Source organism: Mesorhizobium sp. M2D.F.Ca.ET.226.01.1.1 (genome assembly GCF_004022705.2).
Lineage (GTDB): Bacteria > Pseudomonadota > Alphaproteobacteria > Rhizobiales > Rhizobiaceae > Mesorhizobium.
On sequence record NZ_RZOY02000010.1, the window covers coordinates 137,352 to 163,280 of the forward strand.

Annotated in this window: 26 protein-coding genes; 18 read left to right on the top strand and 8 right to left on the bottom strand. The window is 65.1% G+C overall.

All coding sequences use genetic code 11. The features are described 5' to 3' along the window. Positions 1–62: 62 nt before the first annotated feature. A complete protein-coding gene (locus tag EN869_RS22985; protein ID WP_127228277.1) occupies positions 63–623 on the bottom strand; it encodes a cytochrome c in 561 nt (186 codons plus the stop codon). Beyond that, positions 620–2,146, bottom strand: coding sequence for a multicopper oxidase family protein (locus tag EN869_RS22990; protein ID WP_127228278.1), 1,527 nt, complete (start codon positions 2,144–2,146; stop codon positions 620–622). Before EN869_RS22990 ends, EN869_RS22985 begins: the two co-directional genes overlap by 4 nt. Before the next feature lie 193 nt (positions 2,147–2,339). Between EN869_RS22990 and EN869_RS22995 the strand changes: the two genes are divergently transcribed. The 6 genes from EN869_RS22995 to EN869_RS23015 all read left to right on the top strand — a co-directional run bounded on the left by EN869_RS22995 (position 2,340) and on the right by EN869_RS23015 (position 8,481). Further along, positions 2,340–4,241 carry a DUF4396 domain-containing protein gene (locus EN869_RS22995; protein WP_127228279.1) on the top strand — a complete coding sequence of 634 codons (1,902 nt, stop codon included), beginning with the start codon at positions 2,340–2,342 and terminating at the stop codon, positions 4,239–4,241. 162 nt (positions 4,242–4,403) lie between these two features. Next, positions 4,404–4,562, top strand: a complete 159-nt coding sequence (locus EN869_RS34530) for a hypothetical protein (RefSeq protein WP_167498643.1) — start codon at positions 4,404–4,406, stop codon at positions 4,560–4,562. A 235-nt stretch (positions 4,563–4,797) separates the two neighbouring features. Then, entirely contained in the window at positions 4,798–5,865 is a 1,068-nt protein-coding gene (locus tag EN869_RS23000) for a type III polyketide synthase (protein WP_127228280.1), read from the top strand. Further along, positions 5,862–6,584 carry a methyltransferase domain-containing protein gene (locus EN869_RS23005; RefSeq protein WP_127228281.1) on the top strand — a complete coding sequence of 241 codons (723 nt, stop codon included), beginning with the start codon at positions 5,862–5,864 and terminating at the stop codon, positions 6,582–6,584. Before EN869_RS23000 ends, EN869_RS23005 begins: the two co-directional genes overlap by 4 nt. After that, positions 6,581–7,834 (top strand): NAD(P)/FAD-dependent oxidoreductase, encoded by a 1,254-nt coding sequence (locus EN869_RS23010; RefSeq protein ID WP_127228282.1) that lies wholly within the window; start codon positions 6,581–6,583, stop codon positions 7,832–7,834. Before EN869_RS23005 ends, EN869_RS23010 begins: the two co-directional genes overlap by 4 nt. Positions 7,835–8,001: 167 nt before the next feature. Further along, the gene (locus tag EN869_RS23015; RefSeq protein WP_167498642.1) at positions 8,002–8,481 is read left to right on the top strand and encodes a DUF2231 domain-containing protein; all 480 of its coding nucleotides are present in this window, start codon (positions 8,002–8,004) and stop codon (positions 8,479–8,481) included. Between the two features lie 130 nt (positions 8,482–8,611). Here EN869_RS23015 and EN869_RS23020 read toward each other — a convergent pair whose 3' ends face one another. Continuing rightward, complete coding sequence (locus EN869_RS23020; RefSeq protein WP_127228283.1) at positions 8,612–8,827, bottom strand: hypothetical protein; 216 nt, start codon at positions 8,825–8,827, stop codon at positions 8,612–8,614. Between the two features lie 268 nt (positions 8,828–9,095). Between EN869_RS23020 and EN869_RS23025 the strand changes: the two genes are divergently transcribed. Together EN869_RS23025 and EN869_RS23030 are read left to right on the top strand one after the other, a co-directional pair. After that, entirely contained in the window at positions 9,096–10,658 is a 1,563-nt protein-coding gene (locus tag EN869_RS23025) for a tlde1 domain-containing protein (RefSeq protein ID WP_245489572.1), read from the top strand. A gap of 242 nt (positions 10,659–10,900) precedes the next feature. Beyond that, positions 10,901–12,148: a glycosyltransferase gene (locus EN869_RS23030; protein ID WP_127228285.1), complete on the top strand. Its 1,248-nt coding sequence runs from the start codon at positions 10,901–10,903 to the stop codon at positions 12,146–12,148. A gap of 2 nt (positions 12,149–12,150) precedes the next feature. Here the strand turns inward: EN869_RS23030 and EN869_RS23035 are convergent, their stop codons facing one another. Continuing rightward, entirely contained in the window at positions 12,151–12,909 is a 759-nt protein-coding gene (locus EN869_RS23035) for a DUF4239 domain-containing protein (RefSeq protein ID WP_127228286.1), read from the bottom strand. 214 nt (positions 12,910–13,123) lie between these two features. Here EN869_RS23035 and EN869_RS23040 point away from each other — a divergent pair, with 214 nt between their 5' ends. From EN869_RS23040 to EN869_RS23050, 3 genes are all read left to right on the top strand, one after another. Continuing rightward, on the top strand, positions 13,124–13,909 hold the full coding sequence (locus EN869_RS23040; RefSeq protein WP_127228287.1) for a ThuA domain-containing protein: 786 nt from the start codon (positions 13,124–13,126) through the stop codon (positions 13,907–13,909). Positions 13,910–14,011: 102 nt separating this feature from the next. Further along, positions 14,012–15,070: a Gfo/Idh/MocA family oxidoreductase gene (locus tag EN869_RS23045; protein WP_127228288.1), complete on the top strand. Its 1,059-nt coding sequence runs from the start codon at positions 14,012–14,014 to the stop codon at positions 15,068–15,070. A gap of 22 nt (positions 15,071–15,092) precedes the next feature. Next, a complete protein-coding gene (locus tag EN869_RS23050) occupies positions 15,093–15,494 on the top strand; it encodes a GFA family protein (RefSeq protein ID WP_127228289.1) in 402 nt (133 codons plus the stop codon). Between the two features lie 6 nt (positions 15,495–15,500). Here the strand turns inward: EN869_RS23050 and EN869_RS23055 are convergent, their stop codons facing one another. From EN869_RS23055 to EN869_RS23065, 3 genes are all read right to left on the bottom strand, one after another. Next, complete coding sequence (locus tag EN869_RS23055; RefSeq protein WP_127228290.1) at positions 15,501–16,226, bottom strand: 3-keto-5-aminohexanoate cleavage protein; 726 nt, start codon at positions 16,224–16,226, stop codon at positions 15,501–15,503. A 166-nt stretch (positions 16,227–16,392) separates the two neighbouring features. Continuing rightward, positions 16,393–17,325, bottom strand: coding sequence for a dimethylarginine dimethylaminohydrolase family protein (locus tag EN869_RS23060; RefSeq protein ID WP_127228291.1), 933 nt, complete (start codon positions 17,323–17,325; stop codon positions 16,393–16,395). 31 nt (positions 17,326–17,356) lie between these two features. Further along, positions 17,357–18,937, bottom strand: coding sequence for an amidohydrolase (locus tag EN869_RS23065; RefSeq protein ID WP_245489571.1), 1,581 nt, complete (start codon positions 18,935–18,937; stop codon positions 17,357–17,359). Between the two features lie 97 nt (positions 18,938–19,034). On the opposite strand from EN869_RS23065, the gene EN869_RS23070 reads away from it, so the two are divergent. The 5 genes from EN869_RS23070 (at position 19,035) to EN869_RS23090 (ending at position 24,157) form a co-directional block, all read left to right on the top strand. Then, positions 19,035–19,922 carry a LysR substrate-binding domain-containing protein gene (locus tag EN869_RS23070; RefSeq protein WP_127228293.1) on the top strand — a complete coding sequence of 296 codons (888 nt, stop codon included), beginning with the start codon at positions 19,035–19,037 and terminating at the stop codon, positions 19,920–19,922. A 289-nt stretch (positions 19,923–20,211) separates the two neighbouring features. After that, positions 20,212–21,306: an ABC transporter ATP-binding protein gene (locus EN869_RS23075; protein ID WP_127228294.1), complete on the top strand. Its 1,095-nt coding sequence runs from the start codon at positions 20,212–20,214 to the stop codon at positions 21,304–21,306. A gap of 68 nt (positions 21,307–21,374) precedes the next feature. Next, complete coding sequence (locus EN869_RS23080; protein ID WP_127228295.1) at positions 21,375–22,490, top strand: ABC transporter substrate-binding protein; 1,116 nt, start codon at positions 21,375–21,377, stop codon at positions 22,488–22,490. Positions 22,491–22,512: 22 nt separating this feature from the next. Beyond that, positions 22,513–23,346 (top strand): ABC transporter permease, encoded by an 834-nt coding sequence (locus tag EN869_RS23085; RefSeq protein ID WP_127228296.1) that lies wholly within the window; start codon positions 22,513–22,515, stop codon positions 23,344–23,346. A gap of 4 nt (positions 23,347–23,350) precedes the next feature. Further along, positions 23,351–24,157, top strand: coding sequence for an ABC transporter permease (locus EN869_RS23090; RefSeq protein WP_127228297.1), 807 nt, complete (start codon positions 23,351–23,353; stop codon positions 24,155–24,157). Between the two features lie 414 nt (positions 24,158–24,571). On the opposite strand, the gene EN869_RS23095 is transcribed toward EN869_RS23090, so the two are convergent. Then, a complete protein-coding gene (locus EN869_RS23095) occupies positions 24,572–24,931 on the bottom strand; it encodes a metalloregulator ArsR/SmtB family transcription factor (RefSeq protein ID WP_127228298.1) in 360 nt (119 codons plus the stop codon). A 420-nt stretch (positions 24,932–25,351) separates the two neighbouring features. On the opposite strand from EN869_RS23095, the gene EN869_RS23100 reads away from it, so the two are divergent. Next, positions 25,352–25,546 (top strand): hypothetical protein, encoded by a 195-nt coding sequence (locus tag EN869_RS23100; RefSeq protein WP_127228299.1) that lies wholly within the window; start codon positions 25,352–25,354, stop codon positions 25,544–25,546. Between the two features lie 109 nt (positions 25,547–25,655). Further along, complete coding sequence (locus EN869_RS23105; protein ID WP_127228300.1) at positions 25,656–25,901, top strand: DUF982 domain-containing protein; 246 nt, start codon at positions 25,656–25,658, stop codon at positions 25,899–25,901. The last annotated feature ends 28 nt before the right edge of the window (positions 25,902–25,929 follow it).

Here is a 25,929-nt window from a genome sequence, read left to right on the forward strand (position 1 = left end):
GAGCATGATCTTTCTCCGAAAACCGGTTCCCACTTTTCGGGATCATGCTCGCCGCGCCGGTCTCACTCGGCTTTGCGCCGGAACTTCGAGTGACAACTCGTGCAGTCCTGCAGGATCAGGTGCAGGAGGTGTTCCGCCGGCATTTTGGCCGGGTCGGCCTCGACCGCGCCTGGGCGCTTGCCAAGCAGGCTGCCGCCATCCATCGGTGGGCCGCTCATGCGCATGTCGGCGGTGATCCCGGGCGGCGCGTTCCCGGCCTTGTCGGCGAGCGCATCGGCGAGCCGGCCGATATGGCGGGCGAGCGCCTCGAATTCCGGCCGGGCGTCGTCGATTTCCGGTCTGGCGGCCGACGGCGCGCCATGTGTGCCCTGCGGAAATTCGCCAGTCAGGGCGCCGGCGCGGGCGCTCAACGTGTCGGCCGCCGCCTTGAAGGCCGCCGGCTCATAGGCGCGTTTGCCGTCGAACATTTCGGCGATCGCCCTGGCGGCGGCAGCCATCTGTTTCATCGAGGCCTGGCGCGCCGCTACGATGGGATCGCCCGGACCCGCCGCCAGCGACGGAGTTAGGATCAACAGGCCGGCGAGCGCCAGCATCGCCGCCGCGACAACGATGCGATCCCTCATGCCCGCACGTCGACAATGCCCATCATGCCGAGCTGCTCATGCTCGAGGATGTGGCAGTGATACATGCGCGCGCCCGGCCGCTCCTGGCGCGTCAGGAGCCGCACCGTCTCGCCGCGCGCCACGTTGACCGTGTCCTTCCATGCCAGATAAGGCGGCTTGGCGACCTTGCCGCCGCGCTCGCGCTCGACCACCTGGAACTGCGTGCCGTGCAGATGGAACGGGTGGTCCATGTCGGCCTGGTTGACGATTTCCCACAGCTCGGTGTCGCCGGCCCTGGCGACGATATCGACGCGGCCCATCTCGAACGCCTTGCCGTTGATCAGGAAGCCCATCTCCATGCCGGTGGGGTTCATCGCCATGGTCTCGGTGAAGACGAGACGGCGGCTGACCGTGGGAGCGTTAAGCGGCACGATCGGCCGCAGCCGCTCGGGCAGCGGCGGCATTGCCTCGGCCGCAGTGTTGGAGACATCGACCGCCAGGAGCGTGAGCCCGGCATCCGCAGGCCGGCCCGGCCCCATCCAGCCGCGATCATAGTCGAGCGTGGTCAGCGTGGCGGCGCCAGGCCGGTCGAAGGCGACGACCAACTCGACGCGCTCGGCCGGGCTGAGCAGGATCTCCTCGGCCGCCACCGGCTTCTCCAGGAGGCCGCCGTCGCTGCCGATCACGGTCATCGCGGCGTTGTCGAAAGCGAGCCTGAGGAAGCGCGCATTGGTGGCGTTGTAAAGCCGCAAGCGCCGCTTCGCGCCCATCGCCACCGCCAGCTTCGGGTTCTTCTGGCCGTTGACCAGCACATGGTCGCCGACGCGGCCGTTCATCATATCGGTCATGGTGTTGTCCGGCATGGAGCCGTCGGCGGCAAGGCGCAGGTCGGTGAAGACGAGCGCGGTGTCGCCATAGGCTGCCGGGATCGGATCGGCCTTTGCCTTGACGACGAAGGCGCCGGCAAGGCCGCGATAGACCTGCTCGGCCGTCCGGCCATGCGGATGCGGATGATACCAGTAAGTGCCGGCCGAACCCTCGGGCAGATCAAAGGCGTAGACGCGGTCGGCGCCCGGCGCGACCGGGTCCATCGGGTTGCCGTCCTGGTCGGCGGGCACCGGCATGCCGTGCCAGTGGATGGTGCTTGCCTCGCCCGCGATCCGGTTGGCGAAGGTGATCTCAACGCGGTCGCCCTCATAGGCCTCGATCAATGGCCCCGGGCTCATGCCGTTATAGGCGAGGATCGGCGTGTCCTGGTCGGCCGTGAAGCGCGCCGTGGCGGACTCGGCCGTGAGCCGCGCCTTGAAGAGGCCGGGCCGGCCGGCCTCGTTGGCCAGCAGCGGCAACTCGCGCAGCGCCTCGCCCTCGGGCAGCGCGGCGGGCGCTTTCGCCACGGCGCCCATGTCGTGGCCGGAATGACCACCCATATCCATGCCCGGCATGGAGTCCATATTCGACGTGCCATCCATCTTCATCTGCGCCAGCGCGCGCGGGCCTGCCAGAACCGTGGCCAGGCCTGCCGCCAGGAAACCGCGTCGATGCATTTTTCGCTCCTGGATATCCATGAAATCCGCCCCCGGATTCCGGCACGCTAAGGGTTCCAGCGGCTGGAAGGTCAAGAGGCGTCGAGCATTCCGGCGCGCCGACGGGAACGGGCGGGATCATATCGGCCGCAGCCGCGTTCATCCGCAAGGGCTGGCACAACCTGCCGTTTCATCCAGCGGCGTGAGAGGTCGGATGCTTATCCAACCGATCGATTATTTCCTCGTCGTATGGTTCGCGATGGCGGCCGCGTCGACGCTCTATGTCGGCTTCGACCAGTACCGCAACAATCCCGAGCCGGTGGTGATGAAATGGGGCTTCATCCTGGTCACGCTCTACATGGGCCCGCTTGGACTGCTGCTTTACGTGCTCGCCGACAAGGAACCGCGCCCCGGCGAGCACGAGGTCTTCACAAAACCTCTGTGGAAGCAGGGCGTCGGCTCGACCATCCATTGCGTCGCCGGCGATGCCACCGGCATCATCCTGGCCGCCGTCGTCACCGCCACGCTCGGCCTGCCGATGTGGCTCGACCTCATCGTCGAATACCTTGCCGGCTTCGCCTTCGGCCTGTTCATCTTCCAGTCGCTGTTCATGAAATCGATGATGGGCGGCAGCTATTGGGAGAATGTGAGGAAGAGCTTCCTGCCCGAATTCATCTCCATGAATTTCATGATGGCCGGGATGGCGCCGGTCATGAGCTTTCTGATGATGGGCCGCGACATGCGCGCCATGGAGCCGACAGAGCTTCTGTTTTGGGGCGTGATGTCGATTGGCGTAATCGCGGGGTTCACGCTGGCCTATCCCGCCAATGTCTGGCTGGTCGCCCGCGGCCTGAAACACGGGCTGATGACCGAGCGGGCGACGGCGGCAGCCCATCGTCCTGCCGGCGAACGGCATGCGCACATGCAGATGCAGCAAGCCGACGCCAGCAGCGGCGATCACAAACACGGCACGACCTCTCATAATGGCAAGGGCGGCGGCCATCACATGCGCTCGGACGCGACCACGCCGCAGATCGCGGCGCTCGGCGCGGTGTCGGCGCTGGCGCTGGCGATCGGCATGGCGGCACCGGCGAATTGGCTGAACCTCAGGCTCTCGGCCCGCGATGTCGGCGGGGTAATCATGCCGCAGGGCATGATCATGGACCGCGACACGCCGGCCGACGCCATGCGCGACATGGCGGCGGCCGATCCGCGCCTCGTCACCGCCTCCTACGACCTCGCGGCGAAGGGCGACCAGGAGCTGCCCTTCCGCATGGAAAACGGCGTGAAGGTGTTCGAGCTCAGACCGTCGGTGATCCGCTGGCAGATCCTGCCAAATGTCACGGTCGACGCCTATGCCTATAACGGCCAGATCCCGGGACCGCGCATCCATATCCGCCAGGGCGACCGCGTGCGCATCAACGTCACCAATGGCCTGCCGGAGGAAACCACGGTGCACTGGCACGGCCTGATCCTGCCCAACCAGATGGACGGGCCGGCCGAGATCACCCAGCCGCCAATCGAGACCGGACAGACCTATTCCTACGAATTCACCGCCACCCAGCACGGCACCTATTTCTACCACCCGCATGCCAAGCCGGACCGCACCCAGGCGCTCGGGCTCTATGGCGCGCTGATCATCGATCCGGCCGATCCTTCCGATGAGGTCGGCGCCGACCATGATTACGTCATCGAGCTGCAGGAATGGCTGGTGCGCGAAGGCCTGACCTATCCCTCGATGCCGATGGACGGCGGCACGCCGAACTTCTTCACCATCAACGGCAGGGCATATCCCTCGACCGAGACGATCCGCATGAAGGTCGGCGAGACGCTGAAAGTCCGCTTCATCGGCACCAACAACGGCTTCATCCACCCGATGCACATCCATGGCGGGCCGTTCGAGGTCGTCGCGCGCGACGGCGAGACGATTCCCGCCACCGCACGCTTCCTTGCCGACACCATCAATGTCGGACCCGGTCAGCGCTATGACGTCGTCTGGAAGGCGCAGCGCCCCGGCAAATGGCTGATCCACTGCCACATCCCGCACCACACGACGAACAACAATGTCGAGGAGAAAGGCGGCGGCGGACTGATGGTGGTGATCGATGTCACGTGAACGAGGCAGAGCGCTCGGCATTCGCCAGACGCAATTCCAGGAAAAGTGTGAGCGGTTTTTCCGCCCGGAATTGCGACAAAACAAGGAGATAGAGCGACGGACTCGCCCTGGAGTTCGGAACCCTTGCCGCTCCCGCGGGGTTAATAGGCGAGGCGAACCGCCATGGAAGACAAACCGCCTGCCGAAAACCCGGGAAGGATCCTCGCCACCGTGCTGGCGATCTGCCTCATCATCATCGCCTTGTTCTTTATCGGCTTCAGATATTCGGAGCCCGATCAGGGAGCCTTGATCGTGCCCGGAGCGGCGCAGGGCAGCAAGTGACCGGCTCGAAGTCCTTGCCCGCCAGGGTGTGGAAAGGGCTGTAACACTTTGATTTTGCCTGTCATCCCTCGCAAATCTTTTAGGTTCGGGATCGCATGCCGGGGAAGAAACAGGTTTTCCGAAACGTTTATCGAACAGGCAACGCTCAGCGCCCGGCGCATGACAAAGCGCTCATGAGCAAGAAACCCTTCCGGCAACAAGCGCGTACCGCGCCCGAGGCCAAGGGAGACAGTCCATGTCCGCCAACGCCTATATCAACCGGATCGCGACAGCGGTTCCGGAGCATGAAGTCCATCAGTTCTACCTGAGCTACGCGGCCTCAATGCTGGCCGCCGACCGCCGTAGGATATTTCAACGCATGGCCGGCCTTGCCGGCATCGAGCATCGCTTTTCCTGCTTTGCGCCCGCTCTCGATCCCGAAGGGCCGTCGGCCGACCTTGCCGGCACCTTCAAGCGCGGCGCGTTTCCCGGAACGGCGGCCAGGATGGCTATGTTCGGCCAGGCAGCCCCCATTCTGGCGCAAAAGGCAATCGACGGACTGGGCCTCGGGGACGAGGCATCGCGCATCACCCATCTCATCATCACCACCTGCACCGGTTTCTCCGCGCCCGGCATCGACCTCGACCTTGCCGCGCGCTGCGGCCTGCCGGACGGTATCGAACGCACGATGATCGGGTTCATGGGCTGCTACGCCGCGGTCAACGCCCTCAAGCTTGCCCGCCACATCGTCCGCTCCGACCCGCGGGCGAGGATTCTTCTGGTCAATATCGAAGTCTGCACCCTGCATCTGAGAGAAACCACTGAGCTGGAAAAGCTGCTGTCCTTCTGCCTTTGGGGCGACGGCTGCGCGGCAACGCTCGTCACCGGCGAGCCGCTCGGCATCGAGCTCAACAGCTTCCGCTGCACCGTCGCGGACGAACGGCGGGAGCTGATGACCTGGGATATCGGTGACCATGGCTTCGACATGTTTCTCTCCGGCCAAGTGCCCGCGGCGATCCAGGAGGCCCTGCGCGGCAACCAGGACGCCATCCTCGGTGGCCGGCCACCGGACGCGATCGACCTCTGGGCCGTGCATCCCGGCGGGCGCACCATTCTCGACGCCGTCGAGAGGGCGCTGAATCTCGCGCCCGCCGCGCTCCAGCCGTCACGCGAGGTGCTGCGCCGATACGGCAACATGTCGTCGGCCACGGTCATGTTCGTGATGGAAGAGATGCTGAAGGCGCCAAGCGAACAGCTCGGCTGCGGCATGTCGTTCGGACCCGGGCTGACGGCCGAGACCATGTTGTTCCGGACCGTGTCATGAGCACGCTCGATCAACGGACACTCGTCCCGGAAATCCTCGATGGCCTTGCCGCGGACGATCCGCGGGCGCTCCGCTCGCGGCGCGACCTCGCCCGCATCAACGCGCTGATGTTCCAGGCGCCGATCATGGTCTCACTTATGAGGACATTCATGCCCAAGGCGCCCGGCCGCATCCTCGAGATCGGCGCCGGCGACGGCACCTTCATGCTGAAGGTGGCGCGGCGCATGGCAAGAGACTGGCCGGAGGTGGAGCTGACGATGCTCGACCGCGTCGGCCTCGTCACCCCTGACCTCACGGCGGATTTCGCCGGTCTGGGATGGAAGCTCGAAACCGTCACCGACGATGTCTTCGACTGGGCGCAGAAGGCGGATGGCGAGGCCTTCGATGTGATCACGGTCAACCTGTTTCTGCATCATTTCGACGACGCCGGACTGCTGCGCCTGTTTTCGCTGCTGGTTCGCAGGGCGCCATTGCTGCTGGCGACAGAACCGCGTAGGAAGGGCCTGGCGCTCGCGGCCACCCGCCTTCTGCCGGCGATCGGCGCCAATGACGTGACCAGGCATGACGCCGCCCAGAGCGTGCGCGCCGGCTTCCACGGCAGCGAACTTTCCGATCTCTGGAGCGCCGCGGGTGGGCGGCCGCTAAAGGAGCGGCGCGCCGGTCCCTTCTCCCATGTCTTTGCCGGCGCCGCGTCGATGCCTGCCGCAAATGCGCCATGAGACCGGCATCGACCCATGATGCGATCGTCATCGGCGCCGGCCCGGCAGGCACCTCGGCGGCGCTGGCGCTGGTCCGGCGCGGTTGGGCCGTGGCGATCGTGGAAAGGAGCGTTTTTCCGCGTCGCAAGGTCTGCGGCGAATATATCTCGGCAAGCAATCTCGCGCTCCTCGAGCGGCTGGAGATCGGCGATGCGTGGCGGGCCGAGGCGGGCCCCGAAATTCGCCGGGTCGGCCTCTTTTCCGGCGACACCAGCGTCGAGGCGCCGATGCCGAAGTCCGGGTCCATGGCAGGAAACGGCTTTGGCCGGGCGCTCGGCCGCGACGTGTTGGACTCCCTGCTGTTGGATGCGGCCCGATCGGCCGGCGCGGAAGTCTTCCAGCCGTGCCGCGCCGCCGCCATCGAACGCGATGGCGCCTGCCAGACGGTGCGGCTCCAGGCAGGAGCCGCGAATTCCCGCGACGAAGCGACGATCCTGCGGGCGCCGGTGATCGTCGCCGCGCACGGCTCGTGGGAGCCGGGGTCGCTGCCCAGCCAACTCGCGAAGAAAAGCCACCCTTCGGACCTGCTCGGCTTCAAGGCGCATTTTTCAGGATCGACGCTGCCGCCCGACTTGATGCCGCTGCTGACGTTTCCCGGCGGCTATGGCGGCATGGTGCTCGCGGACCATGAGCGCATGTCCCTCTCCTGCTGCATAAGGCGCGATGTGCTCGCCCGGTTGCGCGGCAGCCATGCCCGAGAGCGAGGCGGCCAGGTCTCCGCGGCCGAAACCGTCGAGCATCATATCGTGGCGAGATGCCGGGGCGCGCGGGAAGCCTTGGCGCAAGCGCGTCTCGACGGTCCATGGCTTGCCGCCGGCCCGATCCGCCCAGGCATCCGCCCTGGCTACGCAGCGGACATCTTCCGCGTTGGCAACGCCGCCGGGGAGTCGCATCCGATCATCGCCGAAGGCATATCGATGGCGCTTCAGTCCGGCTGGCTCCTGGCTATGGAACTGAGCGAGGCCGCAAGCGGGCAGAAAGGACGGGAGGCGGCCGGCAGACGGTATGAGGCGGCCTGGAGAGAATTGTTCTCGACCCGTGTCCTGGCCGCAGAGGCCATCGCGCGCATTGCCCTTGGTTCCGGCGGTGCCGCCATGATGAGGGCGGTCGTCCGCAATTTTCCCCGGACGCTCTCCTTGGGAGCTCGGCTCAGCGGCAAGACGAAACCCGTCCCCGGCTTGGCCGAGGCACCCCAGGCGGAGGGCGGCTGAGCCTGCCACCCCCGTCAGTTCGCGACGAAGCGGCGTTGTGGACGCGGGATTATGGAACATTCCGGGCCATCCGGAGTTGCATATTGTCCGGCTTTTTGCCGCCAAGCCCGCAATGCGTAGTGATGTGGCCCGAGGGCGGCGCTCGCCACGCCGCGGGAGGCAGTGCCATGGTCCAGCATACGATCCCCCACAATCCGCACAGCACGGCAAGCATTGCCGGCCACCCTATCCATGCAATGCTGATCCCGTTCCCGATCGCCTTTTTCGTCGCGACCTTCGTTTGCGACCTCATCTTCTGGCGGACCGGCAATCCAGGCTGGGTTTCCGCTTCGCTCTGGCTTCTCGGCGCGGGCCTGATCATGGCCGCGCTGGCGGCACTTGCCGGCCTCACCGATGTGCTCGGCGATACCCAGATCCGCAATCTTCAGGACGCATGGCTTCATGCCGGCGGCAACGTGATCGTCGTCCTGATCGAACTCTACAACTGGTACTCGCGCTACGCCCACGCGGCGGCCGCGGTGGTCCCTGTCGGCCTGCTCCTCTCGCTGGTCGTCGTCCTCATTCTTCTGTTCACCGGCTGGAAAGGCTGGGGAATGGTCTACCGGCATCATGTCGGCGTCGCCGATGGAACGGACGAAACGCGCTGAGGGCGCCAGCGTGGTCGCGGTCAAGGAGCACCTGAATTTCCGCACCCGGTGACGAGGCTCCACAACGCCTGGATTCTACTCCTTCAGTCCCTCCGCCCTCCCGCGCAGGTGACTTTTTTTGGGGTGATCCCTACCCCGCAATGCCTTTTGCCGGCTTTGCCGGCTGGTCCACTGCATCTTTGGTTGGATTGTTCCACCGCCAGGCGTCGGGCCGCATTTTGACCCCAATCGCTCGATACGCGGCCAGGATTGTTGCGGTTCCAACCTTCACGGTTTCTTGACAGAGGCCGGAAAAACGGGCAGCAAGTCGGGTGAGGGAGAGCATTTTTACCGTGGCGAAGACCATGGAGGGCTCTTTTTTCGTATGGACCGTCGCCAAATCGGCGATTGGTGGAGGGATTGGTTAACCATCTTTGTCCATCTTTTGAATCAATCGGCAACAGACGCGTGAAGGTGCAGGGGGCACCAGCGAACTGTGATCGTGACGGGTGCCAGGTCCGCAAACCGGCATGCCGATTGAGAGTGGTCGTATGGCGTTTTTGCGTTTGAAAAACCGGGGTGACGCTCCTCAGGGGGAGGTAACTTCGAAAAGGTCTGGTCATCGTTGGGTCCTGGTGCCTGCTGTCGGCGCCGCCCTCGCCCTATGGTCCTTCGCCACTTTGGCGGGGCTTTATTCGGTGAGCACCTCGCTGACCGTTGCTTCCAACGGATTGCCGCAAGGCCTGCTTTCGCCGCGCAACATCGCGCTTGGCGACCAGCGCCGGCAGATCGCCAATGCCTGGGCGCCACGTCTTGGCGTCAATGGCGGCTACAAGGCGGGCTCGCTCACCAGCGGCTGCGATGCCGGTTGCTTCAGCCTCGCGACCATCTTCAACCACGACAGCCAAGCCGCTGAAAAACCGAAGAATAATAGCCGTGACGGCAAGATGGCGCGCCTCAGGCTGCCGGCGCCCGACAGCGTCGCGCAGGAAAAGGTCGTGGTGGTGGCTTCGGCCGCCGGGGCCGTCGACCGTTTCGATGGCGTGGTGAAGCGCGCGGCGCTTTCGCCGCAAAAGCTTGCCGATGCCTTTGCCCGCGCCGAGAAGGCACCGTTCCTGCTTGCCAGCCTGCCTTCAGCGAGCCGCTTCGGCGGCGCGCAGCAGCCAGACGCACCGGCGGAAGCCCGCTTCGGTCCGCAGCCGGCCGAGATCGCCGGCGCCTCCGACCTGGCGCTGGCGCTTGCCAACATCGCGCCTGAAGATACGGCGGACGTTCCGACCGCCGTCGCGCTGCAAAACGGCGTCGCGCCCGATGGCGCCGACAATACGGACAATAACGGCAATGACGGCGCGTACCAGGTGGCCTCGCTGCCGCCGCAGGACGATCTGCCCGACAGCATTGCCGTGCCCGACCTTCGACCGCGCACTACCCTGCAGCGCGCCACTGTGGCGCCCGAGCAGAACGCGGCCAGGCCGCAGAAGCCGGAGACCACCGCCAAGCCGCAGAAGCCCGAAGCCGCGAAGCCGCCGACCGCCGAAGCCAAGCCGCAGCCGACGGCGGCCGACACCGCGCAGAGCATGCCGACTGCAGTCTCGCCAAGAAGTGGCGACCAGGCCCTCCCGGGCGTGGCGGGCTCGAAACCGATGGTTGCCGAGTCCAAACCCGGCAAGCGCAAGGCGCAGGCATCCGAGATGCTCGCCTATGCCAAGCCGGACACGCCGGAGCGCGGCAACCTGGGCAGCGCTTTCCGCAACCTGTTCAACGGACCCTCGACGGGCAATGGCGTCGCCGTCTACGACATTTCGGCGAGGACCGTTTACATGCCGGACGGCTCGAGGCTCGAGGCCCATTCGGGACTGGGCTCAATGGTCGACCAGCCGCGCTTCGTCAACCGCAAGAATGTCGGTCCGACACCACCGGACACCTACAATCTGTCGATGCGTGAATCGCGCTTCCACGGCGTCGAGGCGATCCGGCTGACGCCGACTAGCGGCAGCAACAAATACGGCCGCAACGGCCTGCTTGCGCATACCTACATGCTGCGCGGCGGCCGCGCCGAGTCGAACGGCTGCGTCGTCTTCAAGGACTACCGCCGCTTCCTTGCCGCCTACAAAAACGGCAAGATCAAGCGCCTTGTCGTGGTCCCGCGCCTGACAAGGTCCCCCACCCAGGTGGCCCAGGAGGGCCGCCAGGGGTAGTCGATACCCGAGCCGGCGCTGGTCGCCGGCTGATCCCCACTTTGCTGATCCGAAGGGCCTTGGCGCCAAAACGCGCCCGGGTTTCTGCCGCCACTTCGAGCCGATGGCGACGATCGCAACCTCACCTGAGGAAGCGATAACGACCCTTCCCAGGATATAGATATGGCGCAGCCCGGGCTTGCGGCAAGACCCTGGATATGGCGTATCAACGCTGCTCCGAAGAAACGGCAACGGAGCATGGAATGCGGATTTTGCTATCGACCTACGGCTCGCGCGGCGACGTCGAGCCGCTGGCGGCGCTGGGCGCGGCGTTGCAGGCGCATGGCGTCGAGGCCAGGGTGAGCGCACCGGGTGACGATGAGTTCGCGGCCCTCGCCGCCCGCGCGGGCGTGGCTTTTGCGCCGGCCTTCGCGCCCGTGCGCGAATGGGCGAAGGAGATGGTCAACCGCTCACGATCGGCGACGCCCGAGGACCGGGCCAGGCTCATTTCCGGCCAGGCGGCCGAGATCGCCGCCAGGCAGTATGAGACGCTGAGCGCGGCCGCCGAAGGCTGCGACGCGGTGGTGGCGTTCGGCCTCTTCCCGTCCTGCGGCGCCGCCCGGATGCTCGCGGAGCGACGCGGCATGCGTTACATGCTCGGCACGTTCTGCCCCATCTGGCTGCCGTCGCCGCACAACCGGCCGCACGAATATCCTGGACACCCGCTGCCATCCGGCGTGACCGACAATCGGCTGCTGTGGGAGGCAGATATCCGGACCAAGAACGCGCTCTTCGGCGAGGCGATCAACGGCCATCGCGCTTCGCTCGGACTGCCGCCGGTGCAGAATGTCCGGGACTATGTCTTTGGCGATCCCGTCCTGCTCGCCTGCGATCCGGTCCTCGGGCCGTGGCTGCCGTCGGACCTGATCGATGCGGTGCAGACCGGCGCCTTGATCCTGCCGGATGAACGGCCCCTGCCCGATCGGCTCAGCGCGTTCCTCGATGCCGGTCCGCCGCCGGTCTATGTCGGCTTCGGTTCGATATCGGTCGCCAGGGAAGCCGGGCGCGCCGCGATCGAGGCAATCCGCGCCAGGGGCCTCCGCACAGTGCTCGCGCAGGGCTGGGCCGAACTCGGCCTCGTCGACGATGGCGACGACTGCCTTGAGATCGGCGAGGTCAACCAGCAGGCGCTGTTCGCCCGTGTCGGTGTCGTCATCCATCACGGCGGGGCCGGCACCACAGTCGCCGCGGCGCGGGCCGGAGCGCCGCAGGTGATCGTGCCGCAGATCGGCGACCAACCCTATTGGGCAAAGCGCGCCGCCGAGCTCGGCATTGGCGCCGCGCACGACGGTCCGGTGCCGACGGCCGAGTCACTGTCGGCGACGTTGGACGTGGCGCTGGCGCCCGAAACCCGCGCCCGTGCAGCGGCAGTGGCTGGCAAGATCCGCGCCGACGGCGCCGAGGTGGCGGCAAGGCTGCTGATTGAATTGCTCAGCCAATCCAGCCGGTGAACTCATTGCGTGGTCAGTTCCGCCAGCGCCCTTTGCAGGGGCGCCGGCGAGATCTGGATCGGACCTGAAAAGGGCGAGTCCATGTCGATGATCAGATAGATCGCCGCGGCCACCAGAGCCGCGGAAATGAGGCATGTGAAGACGACAGTTCCATTGCGCGGCGCCCTGAAACCGAAGCTGGCGAAGATCAGCGTCAGCCAGGCGACGAGCAGGATGATCAATGGCGCGGGAATGGCGCCCTCGGACTGCTCGGCAAGTATCCAGCGTTGCTCGACCAGATTTTGCAGCTGCTGTGTCGCGGCCTGTTGCGCAGCGATCTGCTTGGCGTCCGTGGGCGTCAATCCCGCCATGAGGTCGCCGACCTGATTGAGCAGCAGTTCCGACAGCCTGTTCGGAACGACGGTCGTGTCGCTGTCGGCCGTTGAGGTCTCGACGACCCGCTGGACATAGGCCGTGAGCGACTGCCGGGCGCTGTCCGCCTCCGGCCCATAGTGCCGGAGCGTTCGGTCGAGCAGAATGAGATCGGTGGCGAAGGTGTGCACGTTGCCGTTGATAGACTCGAATGTGTTCTTGGCCGAGTTGATCATCAGGCCGAGCATCAGCGACGACATCACCACGAAAAGGTTCGCGGCAAGCCGCACCACCGCGCTGGTGTCGTCCCCAAGATGGTGAGCAGGGAAGCGCTCGTGCACCATCAGGCTGACCAGCGAGGCCCCGGCCAGGCAAGCAAAGATCGCTGTCCCTACAAGCACTTCGCCCATGGCCGACATTGTAGCCGAGGCGTGGCGCTTGCCAATCGGCTGTGCGGCGGCTGAATCCGCGTCGAAGCATAAGGACCTATATCGTTGGCCGACAAGGAGACTCTCGCGCCGGCCTCCATGCACTGCGAAGCAAAGGTTCGAAAACACCTTTCAATACCGGGCGAAGGCGTTATCTATGGCGCGGGGCGGCTCCCAATCACTCACGAGGCAATTCATGACAATTCGCGCTGTCGTCTGGGGCGAGAACATCCATGAGCGGATCAATGAGGTGGTCGCCGGCATTTATCCGGAGGGCATGCATGCGACCATCGCCAATGCGCTGAATGCGGACAAGGCGATCTCCGCTACGACCGCGACATTGGAGCAGCCGGAGCACGGCCTGCCGGAAGCCCGCCTCGCCGAAACCGACGTGCTGGTCTGGTGGGGCCACAAGGACCATGGCGCGGTCGCCGACGAGGTGGTCGAGCGTGTTGCAAAGCGCGTCTGGGAAGGAATGGGGCTGATCGTGCTGCATTCCGGCCATTTCTCGAAGATCTTCAAACGGCTGATGGGCACGCCCTGCACGCTGAAATGGCGCGAGGCCGGCGAGCGCGAGCGGCTTTGGGTGACGAGCCCCAGCCACCCGATCGCCGAAGGCGTCGGCGAGTTCTTCGAGCTCGAGAATGAGGAGATGTATGGCGAGCAGTTCGCCGTGCCGGAGCCGCTGGAAACGGTCTTCATCTCCTGGTTCCAGGGCGGCGAGGTGTTCCGCTCCGGGCTGACCTACCGGCGCGGCGCCGGCAACGTCTTCTACTTCCGCCCCGGACACGAAACCTATCCGACCTATCACGATGCGACGGTCCAGAAAGTGCTGCGCAACGCGGTGAAGTGGGCGCATAACCCGCAAGGGTCGAAGCCCGCCATTTTGAATGCACCGAACGTGCCGGTCGAGAAGGCGCTGGAGCCGATCGAGGAGCGCGGACCAAAGCTGCACGCGCATGGCGAGGCCGGCTTCCGCTAAAAAAGGCGCTTCTCTCCTTCACTCGAGATTGCGTGGAAATAGCGTCTGGGTCACATTCGACTCACATATTGAATCGAACCAAATTGCCTGGAGATCTAAAAGATGCGGCTTTTGATATTGGGTACGGGCTGGATGGCGCAGGAACACGCCCGCCGCTTCGGCGCCATCGAGGGGGTCGAACTGGCGGCGGCCGCCGATGTCGATGAAAAGCGGGTCGGCGAATTTGCCGACGGATACAAGATCCCGAAGCGTTTCACCTCGCTGGAGGCGGCGCTCGACTGGGGCGGTTTCGACGCGGTCGCCAATGTCACGCCCGACCGCATCCACCATCCGACCACAATGGCGCTGATTGCCGCCGGCAAGCCGGTGCTGTGCGAGAAGCCGCTGGCCGAGAATTTCGGCAAGGCCAGCGAGATGGCTGATGCCGCGGAGGCCGCCGGCATCGTCAACATGGTCAACCTCACCTATCGCAACGTGGCCGCGCTGCAGAAGGCGCGCCAGATGGTACAGGCCGGCGAGATCGGCACGGTGCGTCATGTCGAGGCATCCTATCTGCAGAGCTGGCTGGTGTCGAAATTCTGGGGCGACTGGCGCACCGATCCGAAATGGCTGTGGCGGCTGTCGCGCGGCCACGGCTCGAACGGCGTGCTGGGCGACGTCGGCATCCATATCCTCGATTTCGCCAGCTATGGCGCCGCGCTCGACATCGACCATGTCTTCTGCCGGCTGCGCGCCTTCGACAAGGCGCCGGGCAACCGCATCGGCGAATACCAGCTCGACGCCAATGACAGCTTCGCCATGACGCTCGATTTTTCCAACGGTGCCTTCGGCGTGGTGCATGCCAGCCGCTGGGCCACCGGCCACATCAACGAATTGCGCCTGCGCATCTACGGCGACAAGGGCGGCGTCGAGGTGGTGCATAATCTCGAAGGCTCGGCGCTGAAGGCCTGTATCGGCGACAACATTGAGAGCGCCAAATGGGAGGAGCTCGATGCAGGCACGGTGCCGACCAACTACCAGCGCTTCGTCGAGGCGGTGAAGAGCGGCGTGCAGACCGAGCCAACCTTCCGGCGCGCAGCAGGCCTGCAGAAGGTTCTGGACCTCGCCGTGGTGTCGGATGAGAAGCGCGCCGAGTTGAGGGCCAACGCGGATACGCAGTAATGTCCCGCAGGGAGGAGCCTGCATGGTCACGCGTCGCGCCGAATGTTCCTGCGGTCAGCTGTCAGCCACTTGCTCGGGCGAGCCTGTACGCATTTCGGTTTGCCATTGTCTCGATTGCAAACGGCGCACCGGCAGCGCCTTCAGCTACAACGTCCGGTTTGCCGAGGCCGACGTGTCGATTGAAGGGCGCGCCCTGCAGTTCACGCGCGTCGGCGAACTGGGCGGCCGCGTCATTTACAGCTTCTGCCCGGATTGCGGGACCACCATTCATTATCGCATCGACACGCAGCCTGGCCTTACCGCCATTCCGGTCGGCGCGTTCGCGGACCCGTCGTTTCCGCCGCCCTTCCAGTCCTTCTACCACGACAGCCGCCGCTGCGAGTGGGTCGAGATAAGCGCCGAGCCGTTGGCGAAGTTCGGCTGATCCCGGTCAGCGCGCGGCCCTGAAAATTTGCGCGGCCGCGGCGACCAGCGCGGCGTTGCCGTCCGCCACGCTGCCGTCCGGCAGCGCCTTGCCGTCCTCCAGTCCGACCCGCGTCGAAAGTTTCCGCGCCGCCGCCTTTTCCACGAAAGGCCACATGGTGGCGTTCTCGCCATGCAGCAGGATCGAGCGCCTGACACCGGCGCGCTCCAGCACCTTCTCGATGCCGTCGGCAACGGCGAAGGCCTGATCAATCGTCTGCTCGGAAATCTCGATCAGCACGCGCAGCACCCGGCCGCCATGATCGAGGCCGACCAGCCGTTCGGCATCGGCGATGGACGCCAGCCCCGCCTCGATGCCGATGCCACGCTGGCGCAGGCTTTCCATGACGACGGGCGCCGCCGCCTCGCTGAGATTGACCGAGGCATAGTCGGGCAGCTCGCGCCAGCCGGAGATGGCAACCAGGGTGCGCAAATCATCCTTCTCAATCCAGGCGCCGGTGGAGACGCCGATCAGCGTGCCCGGGCAGGCGCGGCGCAGTGCCGCGACCGTCCTGTCCATCGCTTCCGGCGCCAGGCTCTCTTGGCGATCGGCGCCGCGCGCATGGACGTGCAGCTCGGCCGCGCCCGCCGCGACTGAAGCGGCGGCGTCGCGCGCCATCGCCTCAGGAGCGAGCGGCAATGCGGGATGGAAGGTGGCGGGGCGGGCGCCGTTGATGCAGGCCTGTACGATCATCTTTGCGGCAATCCTGTTTCGGGTGGCCGGAAGCTAACGCAGTGCCAGGACGACAGGAATGGATATGACGAAGTCTCCTGACATGCGGAGCTACAAATAAAAATCCCCCTGGCCCGACAGCCAGGGGGTAAGCGTTCCCCTTCGGTGGTTTCGGACTGAAAGCCCGTTACGCCGGCACGCGCTTCAGCGCCTGCGCCATGCAGTGGATGCCGCCGCCGGTCTTGGATATCTCGCTCATGTCGACAGCCGCGACCTCGAAGCCGCGCGCCTTCAACTGGCCGATGAGGCTCTTACTGGAGGTCGGCGCGATCACCCTGTCCTTGCCGAGCGACATGAAGTTGCAGCCGAGCGCCATCGTGTCCTGGAAGGGCACGTCGATGATCTCGTGGCCCTTGCCCTTCAGCCAGTCAACGATACCGGGCTCGGTGCAGGCGAGGCAAACGGCGGTGAGTTTCTCGGCAATCGGCACCACCATCAGGTCGATGTGGACATAATACTCGTCGATGAAAGCGAGGCGCGTCTCCCAGCCTTCCTTATCGAACCAGGCCTGCACCTGGCGGGCGCCCTCTTCCTGGGTGCGGGCGCCGCCGCAGCCGATCAGCACCACGCCGTCCTCGATGACGTTGAAGTCGCCGCCCTCGAAGGTGCCGGCCGTCACCATGTCGTAGATCGGGATGCCGAGCTTCTCATAGGTACGGATCGCGGCGTAGTTCTCGCCGCGCCGCCACCAGTTGGCCATTGCGGTGATGAAGGCGCCGTAGGGCGTCATGACGCTGGAGTCGCGCGAATAGACCTGCATCGGCAGTTCGGGTGTCGGCTCGTGCCAATGGATGTTGACGCCGAAATGCTCGTAAGCCGCGACGAGATCCTTGTGCTGCGCCTGCGCGATCTGGACGTTGCAGGGCGCCTCGCGCAGATGTTTTCTGGACAACGAGCTGGTCGACAGATGGCGCAGGAAATTGGGCGAGCCGAGCAGCACGTCGGTCAGCACATCGGTTTCGTTGGCGAAGCCCCAGGCGGTCAGCGGCTTGGTGCCGCCATTGGGGTTGCGGCGCTGCAGCGAGAATGGCTCGGCGACGATGCGGTCATGGACGGTCATGGGGGTTCTCCTCGAGCTGGTTTGTTTCGTGTCATGCGGTGGAAGCGGCCGGGATCCACCAGTCGCGCCCACGCGGCGTGGTGACATATTCCGGCCAGCGGAAATTGATCGGGGGTTCGTAGTCGCAAAGCGGCGCGATCCAGTTCGCGCCGCCGACGCCGCCGCCCGTGCGCTCGACAAATTCGTCCATCGCGGCATCGCGCGCGGCCTTGTCCTCAAGCAGGCGCAGCGCCGTGAGCGCCACCGTTTTGGAAGCACAGGTGACCATCGGGTCGATGGTGGCGGGGATGCCGCCCAGCGCGTTCATCACCCAGGCCGGGTAAGTATGGCCCTTGGCCGCGCGCAGCGCCGGACGGGCGACGTAGAAGCGCGATGTCGGGGCGTGCCAACTCATGTCGGTGTAATCGTCCGAGGTGGAGTTCACCTGCGACGGCGGCAGGTCGCGGCGCAGGATCGCTTCGGCCTCCTGCGGCGCTATCAGCCGCTCCAGTTCGTCGATGAACGGGTTTTCCGTCGCCTCGCCGCCGGCATTGACCTGGACTTCGCGGGCGATGGCCCTCGCCTCTTCGTTCCATTGCGGCGCGCCGACGGTCGACAGCGCCTGATAGGTGATGTTGGCCATGGCGTGGTTGGCGAGCCCCGGCCGCGACTTCGAAACCCAGTGGCGCTCGTACCGGCAGCCGCTCATTTTTGCCGCCGCTTCCGCATTGCGGTCGAGCACGGCGGTCACCTGCTCGGCCATGGCAATGGTCGGCACGCGGATCATGTACTGGATCTCGGCAAGGCCGGCCGGCAAGTTATCTGCCGTCGCCTGCCCCGCCGTCAGGATCGCCTCGCTGATCGACCAGCCGCCTTGATGGGTGAGCATGGAATCGCGCAGCGCCTTGGAGGCCATGTACATCATCATCAGCGCATCGTTGGCGCCGGGCGCTCTGACCGCCGAATGCGCCTGCGGGATGGGTGCTGCATCGTTTGCCGCACGGCCCCAGCTCTCGGGTTCGTCGCAGACGAAGCGGTAGATCATCGAATAGGCAGCGCCGCAATGCGTGTCCCAGCGCGCGGTGTTGCAGAGCGGCAGCATGTAGAAAGGATGGAAGGAGATCATGCCGGCAAGGCCGTCATAATAGCCCTTTGCCGCATGGATCGGCTTCGAGCCCCTCACCTTCTCCGCCGGCTCGCCGGTGAAGCGCAGCGTTCCCTTGATGCCATGCTCCAGCATCGCCGCCTTGGTGGCCAGAAGCCCGCCGAGGCTGCCGATGCCGAGGCCCGAATGTGGGTCAGTGTGGCCGCCCGCCTCTGCGCCGAGGCCGTCGCGCGGACGTTTCACGGTGGCCGCGTCCTGGCAATTGCCGGGCACGGCATCGTACTCGCCATACATGCCGATCACCGGGCCGTCGCCATTCGTCCAATGGGCGCAGAAGGCCGTCGGCATGCCGCCTGAGCCTACCTCGACCGAAAAGCCTTCGCGCTTCAGCCGGTCGACATACCAGGCCGCCGATTGGTACTCCCGCCAGGCGGTTTCGCCGAAATCGAAGATGGTGCGCGTCCAGGCCGACAGCAGCGGCTGGATGCTGTCGATGCAGGCAAGCGCGGTCTCCTGCGCGGAACTCATCACCGGTTTGTCCATGCCGCAAAGAAAGCAGTGAAGCGGCTCGTCAAAAAGTGATATGTTTTCCCGGCTCGTGCAAATTCGGTTCACCTGAGGCCCCTTGCGCATACCATCCACGCAGGCGCTGCGCGCCCTCGACAGCTTCGCCCGTCATGGCAGCGTATGGCGCGCCGCCGACGAGCTTCACCTCACCCGAAGCGCTGTCTCGCATCAGCTGCGGCTGCTCGAACGCGACCTCGGCTTCGATCTGTTGCAGCGCATCGGCAAGGGCGTGGCGCTGACGCCGCGCGGCCAGCGCTACGCGGCCGATGTCAGGAAGGCGCTGACCGTGCTGGGCGACGCCAGGACGCAAAACAGCGGCGCCGGGGTCGGCGGCTCCTTCGCCATCTCCTGTCCGCCGGGCTTCGCCTCGATGTTCCTGTGCACGCATATCGGGGAGTTCCAGCAGATGTATCCGGACGTGACGCTCTCCGTGCTCACGCCGCGACGGCTCGACGACGTCTCAAATCCGGATGCCGACGCCTTCATCGCCTTCGGCGTCGGCAACTGGCCGAACCGGGCTGTAGAGCTGCTCTGCGAGGTCTCCTTCACGCCGCTCTGCAGCCCGAGACTGCTCAACAAGGTCGGCGGCTTTTCCAAACCCGCCGACGTGCTGCGCGCCAGCCTGCTGCATCTCAGCGACACCGAGGACTGGGCGCGCTGGCTGGCGCTGTCCAAGGTCGAAAATCCCGATACCGAAGGCGGCATCTTCTTTTCCGACATGAACCTCGTCTTCTCGGCGGCGATCGCCGGACAGGGCATTGCGCTGGGCGACGAGCTGACCGGCCGCCAGGCGCTGAGCGAAGGCAGGCTGGTCAAGCCTTTCGAGGCGACAGTCCCCTCGCCGCGCTCCTATTACCTGGTGTTCGAGCATGCGAAGGCCAGGCACCCGGTGCTCAACGCCTTCAGCGACTGGCTGAGGGCGAAGCTGTCGGAGAGCAGGCTTTAAGCGGATTGAGGGCGCTAATCTCCCCCCTTGAGGGGGAGATGGCCGCAAAGCGGCCAGAGGGGGTCCTAGCGCGTAGAACGCCGACGCCATTGCGCGTCGCGAGTGGCGTTGGCGCTTCACGCGCGGCGACCCCCTCTGTCGCCTTCGGCGACATCTCCCCCTCGAGGGGGAGATTAGGGCTTCGCCGCTTCACCGGTGAATCAAATTTGCCGATCAGGGGAAAACTATTCGGTTGCGGTGAACGCGCGCCGTGCCTACGATTTCATCGGGAACTGAGGAAAGAGCCAGGATGCAGCAACCCGGCCGGGCCGCAGAAATCAAGGCGAACGGGATCGGCAAGAGCTTCGGCTCGTTCCGGGCGCTCGACAATCTGTCGCTCGATATCGGCCGCGGCGAGTTCCTGACGCTGCTTGGCCCCTCCGGCTCGGGCAAGACCACCTTCCTGATGATCCTTGCCGGCTTCGTGCAGCCGAGCGAAGGCAAGCTTTTCAGCGACGGCGTCGACATCACCAACCGGCCGGCCGAGCAGCGCGCCGCCGGCATGGTGTTCCAGGGCTATGCCTTGTTCCCGCATATGAGTGTGGAACAGAACATCGCCTTCCCGCTCAAAGTGCGCAAGAAATCCGCCGCCGAGATCAAGAACCGTGTCGGCGAGATAATCGAGCGCGTCGGTCTCAAGGGCCATGAGAAAAAGCTGCCGGCGCAGCTTTCCGGCGGCCAGCAGCAGCGCGTGGCTCTGGCCCGCGCGCTGGTGTTCGAACCTGGCGTGCTCTTGCTCGATGAGCCGTTCTCGGCACTGGACAAGAGCCTGCGCGGCCAGATGCAGGCCGAGATGAAGCGGCTGCACCAGGAGACCGGCACCACCTTCGTCTTCGTCACCCACGACCAGAGCGAGGCGCTGGCGCTGTCGTCGCGCGTCGCCATCTTCAATCACGGCAAGCTGTTGCAGGTCGGCAGGCCGGACGAGGTCTATGACCGACCGGCGAACCGCTTCGTCGCCGAGTTCCTGGGCGAGATCAACATGCTGCCGGTGAAGGGCGTGCGCCCCGCCGACAACGGCGCCACCGGGCTGTGCGAAGACCGCGCGGTCAACATGCGCTGCAAGGCCGAAGCGATAAAGGGCGACGCGATCCTCGCGATCCGCCCCGAGGACATGTCGATCGCGCCGGAAGCGTCAGTCAACCAGAACGGCATTGCCGCGACCGCCGTCGCCTCGACCTATCTGGGCGCGGCGACCAAGCTCGACCTCACCACGCGCCAGGGCGCCAAGGTCACCGTCTCGGTGCCGAACGAGGTCGCGGCCGCGGCTCTGAGCAAAGGCAATTCCGTCTGGCTGACCTGGCCGGCCGAAAAAGGCTTCCTCCTTCCGGACGGAGGACAATGAGCGCTGCTGCGGCCTGAATTCGCCGCACCGGCTTCCGGATCAGATCAACGACAACAAGGGGAACTGACATGACGAACGATACGAAGAAACAGGCGATGGAAAACCTTGCCGGGCGGGCGAAGCGCGGCGAAATCTCGCGGCGCCAGTTCGCGCAGCTTGCGGGCCTCGTGCTGGCGGGCACGCCGATGCTGTTGCGCTCGACCGGCGCTTTCGCCGAAACGAAAGGGCTGGTGCTGGTGAACTGGGGCGGCGATGCCATCACGGCTTACGACGCCGCTTACGGCCAGGCCTTCACCAAGGATACCGGCATCCCGGTCAAGATGGATGGCTCGGGCCCGACCGAAGGCGCCATCGCTGCGCAGTTCAAGAGCGGCGCGCCGACCTGGGATCTGGTCGACGTCGATCCGTTCTCGGCCATCACGCTCGGCGGCCAGGGCATGCTCGAGCCGATCGACTACAAGGTCGTCGACAAGAGCAAGATGCGGCCGGGCTTCGGCTGGGAATATGCGGCGTCCACCTATTTCTTCTCCTATGTGATCGCCTATGACTCGAAGAAGTTCGGCTCCAACGCGCCGACCGGCATGGCCGACTTCTTCGACGTGAAGAAATTCCCGGGCAAGCGCTCGCTCTACAAATGGGGCGTGTCGAGCTGGGAGGCAGCACTTCTCGCGGACGGCGTTGCGCCCGCCTCGCTCTATCCGCTGGATCTGAAGCGCGCGCATGACAAGATCGCCGCCTTCAAGGAAAACGTCGTCTCCTATTGGGGCGGCGGCGCCGAGAGCCAGAGCGTGCTGCTCAACGGCGAAGCCTCGATGGCGATCGTGTGGTCGACCCGCGCCTCGCTGATCGAGCAGGACTCCGGCGGCCAGATCAAGTTCATCTGGGACCAGGGCCTGATCTCGCCCGGCGCGCTCGCCGTGCTGAAGAACAACCCCGGCGGCAAGGACGCGGCGATGAAGTTCATCGCCAGCACCCAGGATCCGCAGAAGGAACTGGTGATGTTCGACAAGCTCGGCCAAGGCCCGGCGAACCCGGCAGCCGACGCGCTGATCCCGGCCGACAAGAAGCGCATCAACCCGGTCGATCCGGAGAACATGAAGAAGCAGATTCCGCTCGACATGGACTGGTACGCCAAGAACTACGGCAAGGCGCTCGACGAATACACCAAGATCATCTCCGCCTGATCGGGCGGAGACTTTCTTGACGATGAGAGGCACCCTCTCCGACAGGACAGGCGCGGCGCTGCTGATGGCGCCGCTGCTCCTGTTCCTGATCCTTGCCTATGCCTGGCCGTTCCTCGGCGTGGTGAAGTGGAGCTTTACGCTCCCCACGCCCGGGCTCGGCCAGTACCACGCTTTGCTCACCGATGGCCTGGTGCAGTCGGTGTTCATCCGCACGCTGCGCATCGCGGCGATCGTCACCGTCGTTTCGGTGACCGCCGCCTACGCCATCACCGTGGTCTGGGTGCGCGGCAGCCCGGTGCAGCGCGTGCTTGCCGAGTTCTGCATCCTGGTGCCGTTTTGGATTTCGGTGCTGACGCGCGCCTTCGGCTGGGTGGCGCTGCTCTCCAACCGCGGCCTGATCAACACATGGCTGCAATCGATCGGCTTTATCTCGGAACCGCTGACCCTGGTGCGCAACGAGTTCGGCGTCATCGTCGGCATGTCGCATTTTCTGATCCCCTTTGCGGTGTTTCCGCTGGCTTCCGCCATGCGCAGCCTAGACGAGCGCGTGCTGCTCGCGGCGCGTGGGCTGGGTTCCAGCCGCATTCGGACCTTCTGGACGGTGTTCGTGCCGATGACGCGCTCCGGCATCATCGGCTCGGCGCTGATCACCTTCGTGTTCTCGCTGGGCTTCTTCGTCACGCCGGCGATCCTCGGCGGCGGCCGCAGCGTGATGATCGCGGAGCTCATCTATCTGCGCATCTTCCAGAGCCCGGACTGGGGGCTTGGCGCGGCAATCAGCGTCGTGCTGGTGGTGTTCGTCGGCGCGCTGATGGCGCTATTGTTCCGCTACGTCAAACCGAAGCAGTTGGCGTAGCGCGATGCCGACCTACCGTCCCGGCCCCGTCTCGCTCGCCCTCGCCGTGCTGGTGGCGCTGTTCCTTTTGATGCCGCTGCTTGCCGTCATCCCGGTGTCGCTGACGCCGAGCCGCATGCTGACCATGCCGACCGGTGAATTGTCGCTGCGCCACTACCGTTCGCTGATCGAGGACCCGCGCTGGCTGGACTCCATCCTGCTGTCGCTCCGGATCGGTATCGTCAGCAGCATGCTGTCGACGGCACTCGCGCTGACTTTCAGCCTCGGCGTCTGGATGTTCCAGCCGCGCTTCACCGCCGCCCTTGTCGGCTTCGTGCTGTTGCCGATGGTGGTGCCGCCGGTGGTCTCGGCGGTGACACTCTACTTCCTGCTCACCTCGGTCTCCGGCCTCACCTCGTTCTTCGGCTACGACACCTGGCTGGGTGTGGCCATGGCGCATTCGGTGATGACGGTGCCGTTCGCCACAGTGCTCATCCTGGTGTCGCTCAGCCAGTTGGACCGGCGCATCGACCTTGCCGCGCGCGGACTTGGCGCCAGCGTGTGGGAACGCGCGACGCGCGTCATCATGCCCAACATCAAGTTCGGCATCGTCACCGCCGCCCTGCTCTCTTTCGTGCTCTCCTGGGAAGAGATCGGCGTGACATTGTTCATCACCTCGGTCAACGCCATCACGCTGCCGCGCCTGATGTGGATGGGCCTGCGCGACAACATCGATCCGGCGATCGCGGCCCTATCGGTGATTCTGATCATCATCACCGTGCTGGTGCTCGTCGCGCGCAGCCTGATCACGCGCCGCAAGGCGTCGGCATAGACCGCTGTGCAGTTTTCATTGCTGAGACGAAAGAGGCCCGCCGGGAGCGGCGAGCCTCTTACGGAGCCGAAGTGGAAGCTCGGCACCGTCATGATCCGGGGGTGGATCGCCTCGAAATTAGCCAACGGGTCTCGGACCGGCCACTTACAAATCTGTAATCTTCGGCCGAGCGCATCGGTCGCCTGCGTGAGAAACCCCTGTCCCATCAATAGTTTGCAGGAGGTGGCTAATTTCGAGGCAGCGCCTCTCAAGCAAATGTGATGAACCATCCCGACTGGCACAGCCGGGTGGTTCCAAATTATACCAAAAACGCGGGCGGGCGCCGCCGCGCGGCCCGTCTGTTCGCGGTTCCGCGCCATCCCGGCGCCGCGCGGACGAAGGCCCCTCGGCCTCGTCCGTGCGTAGCATGGCAGTTCAAGCGGCCTGCGGCCGCCGCATCCTCTCGACAAAAGCCTGCCTTGCCGGTCCAGCAAGCGGCTTGTCCATGGCCAGCAGCCCGTCGAGCAGCGCCAGAAGGTCGCGGGCTGCCGAAGACTTGCAGGAATAATAGACCATCTGACGATCGCGGCGGGTTTCGACCAGGCCAAACCTGCGCAGTTTGGCGAGGTGTTGCGACAGCGCCGACTGGCTGAGCTCGACCTTGTCGGCGAGCACGCCGACGGAGAGCTCGCCCTCGGCCAGATAGTTCATGATGAGCAGACGCTTCTCGTTGCCCATCACCGCAAGAAAGGCTGCCGCGCTTTCTGCGTTGGCGGTAAGTTTCTTGGTAACCATCGATTTCCCCATGTTCATGCTCTTCCGAAGGCCATGGGGGCAATGGCTTCAGAGTTCCAGAGCGTTGATTGGCCTGCCCCGATTTGGACACGGGACCTGCCCAGCTTCTTTTCGACCAGAACCCCTTCGTAACCCGGTTGCCACCACGCCGGAGTTGCTGGTCAGGGACAAAATGCGCGGCGCTTCTCCCAGCCAAGTCAATGCAGACTCGGAAAAATTCCGTGCTGCTAATGCGTATCAGCGCCGCGCTCTTTCAGCAAGAATATAACGAGGCTCGCAAAAAAGCAGCGGCCAAACGTCGAGTGAGAAGCAGGCCAGCCGCCGCGACAGCCAAAGAGACCTCGCCGCGACTCACCTCCCAACCTTGAATCGTGCTAATATTGGCCGTGCAAAAGAGCGGTCGAGCCAGAGGAGTAAGCCATGTCCGCTGTGCGCAACACATTCACCCCCGATGAGACGGCCATGCTTGGCCGTGTCTATGAGAACGGCAATGTCGAGGGCGAGACTGCCGAGCAGAAGGAAGCGCGCGCCTCGCGCATCATCGCCAATTACATGGCGGGCATTACCGACGAGGCGGAGCTGATCGAGCTTTCGCGGAGACCGCTGGGACGATGAGCAGCGCGCGCCGCCTTTGTGAGACGGCTTCACACTAAGTTGACGTTTCGGGACGCGGCTCTACGATAAAATATATCGTGTTCCGAGATAATTCGGGAGAGTTTCAGCGATGATCCAAGGATGGTTTTCCAGGCCGGTCGAAGTCGCCGTCGGCGTTTCCGGGTCGATCCGGCATATCTCCAACGCCGAGCAGGCGGTCGAATTGCTGACAGGCCAATGGCGCGATGCCGGCAGCGCCCTGCATGGCGCGGCATTGCGCGCCTGCCGCCGGGCGATCAGCGGCGACGTCGCGGCGGACCATGCCAGGGAGGCCTTCATCAGCGCCGCGCGCGAGGCGCATGTGCTGGTGGAATAGGCGGGCTTTAATTCCACAAATCTGCCTA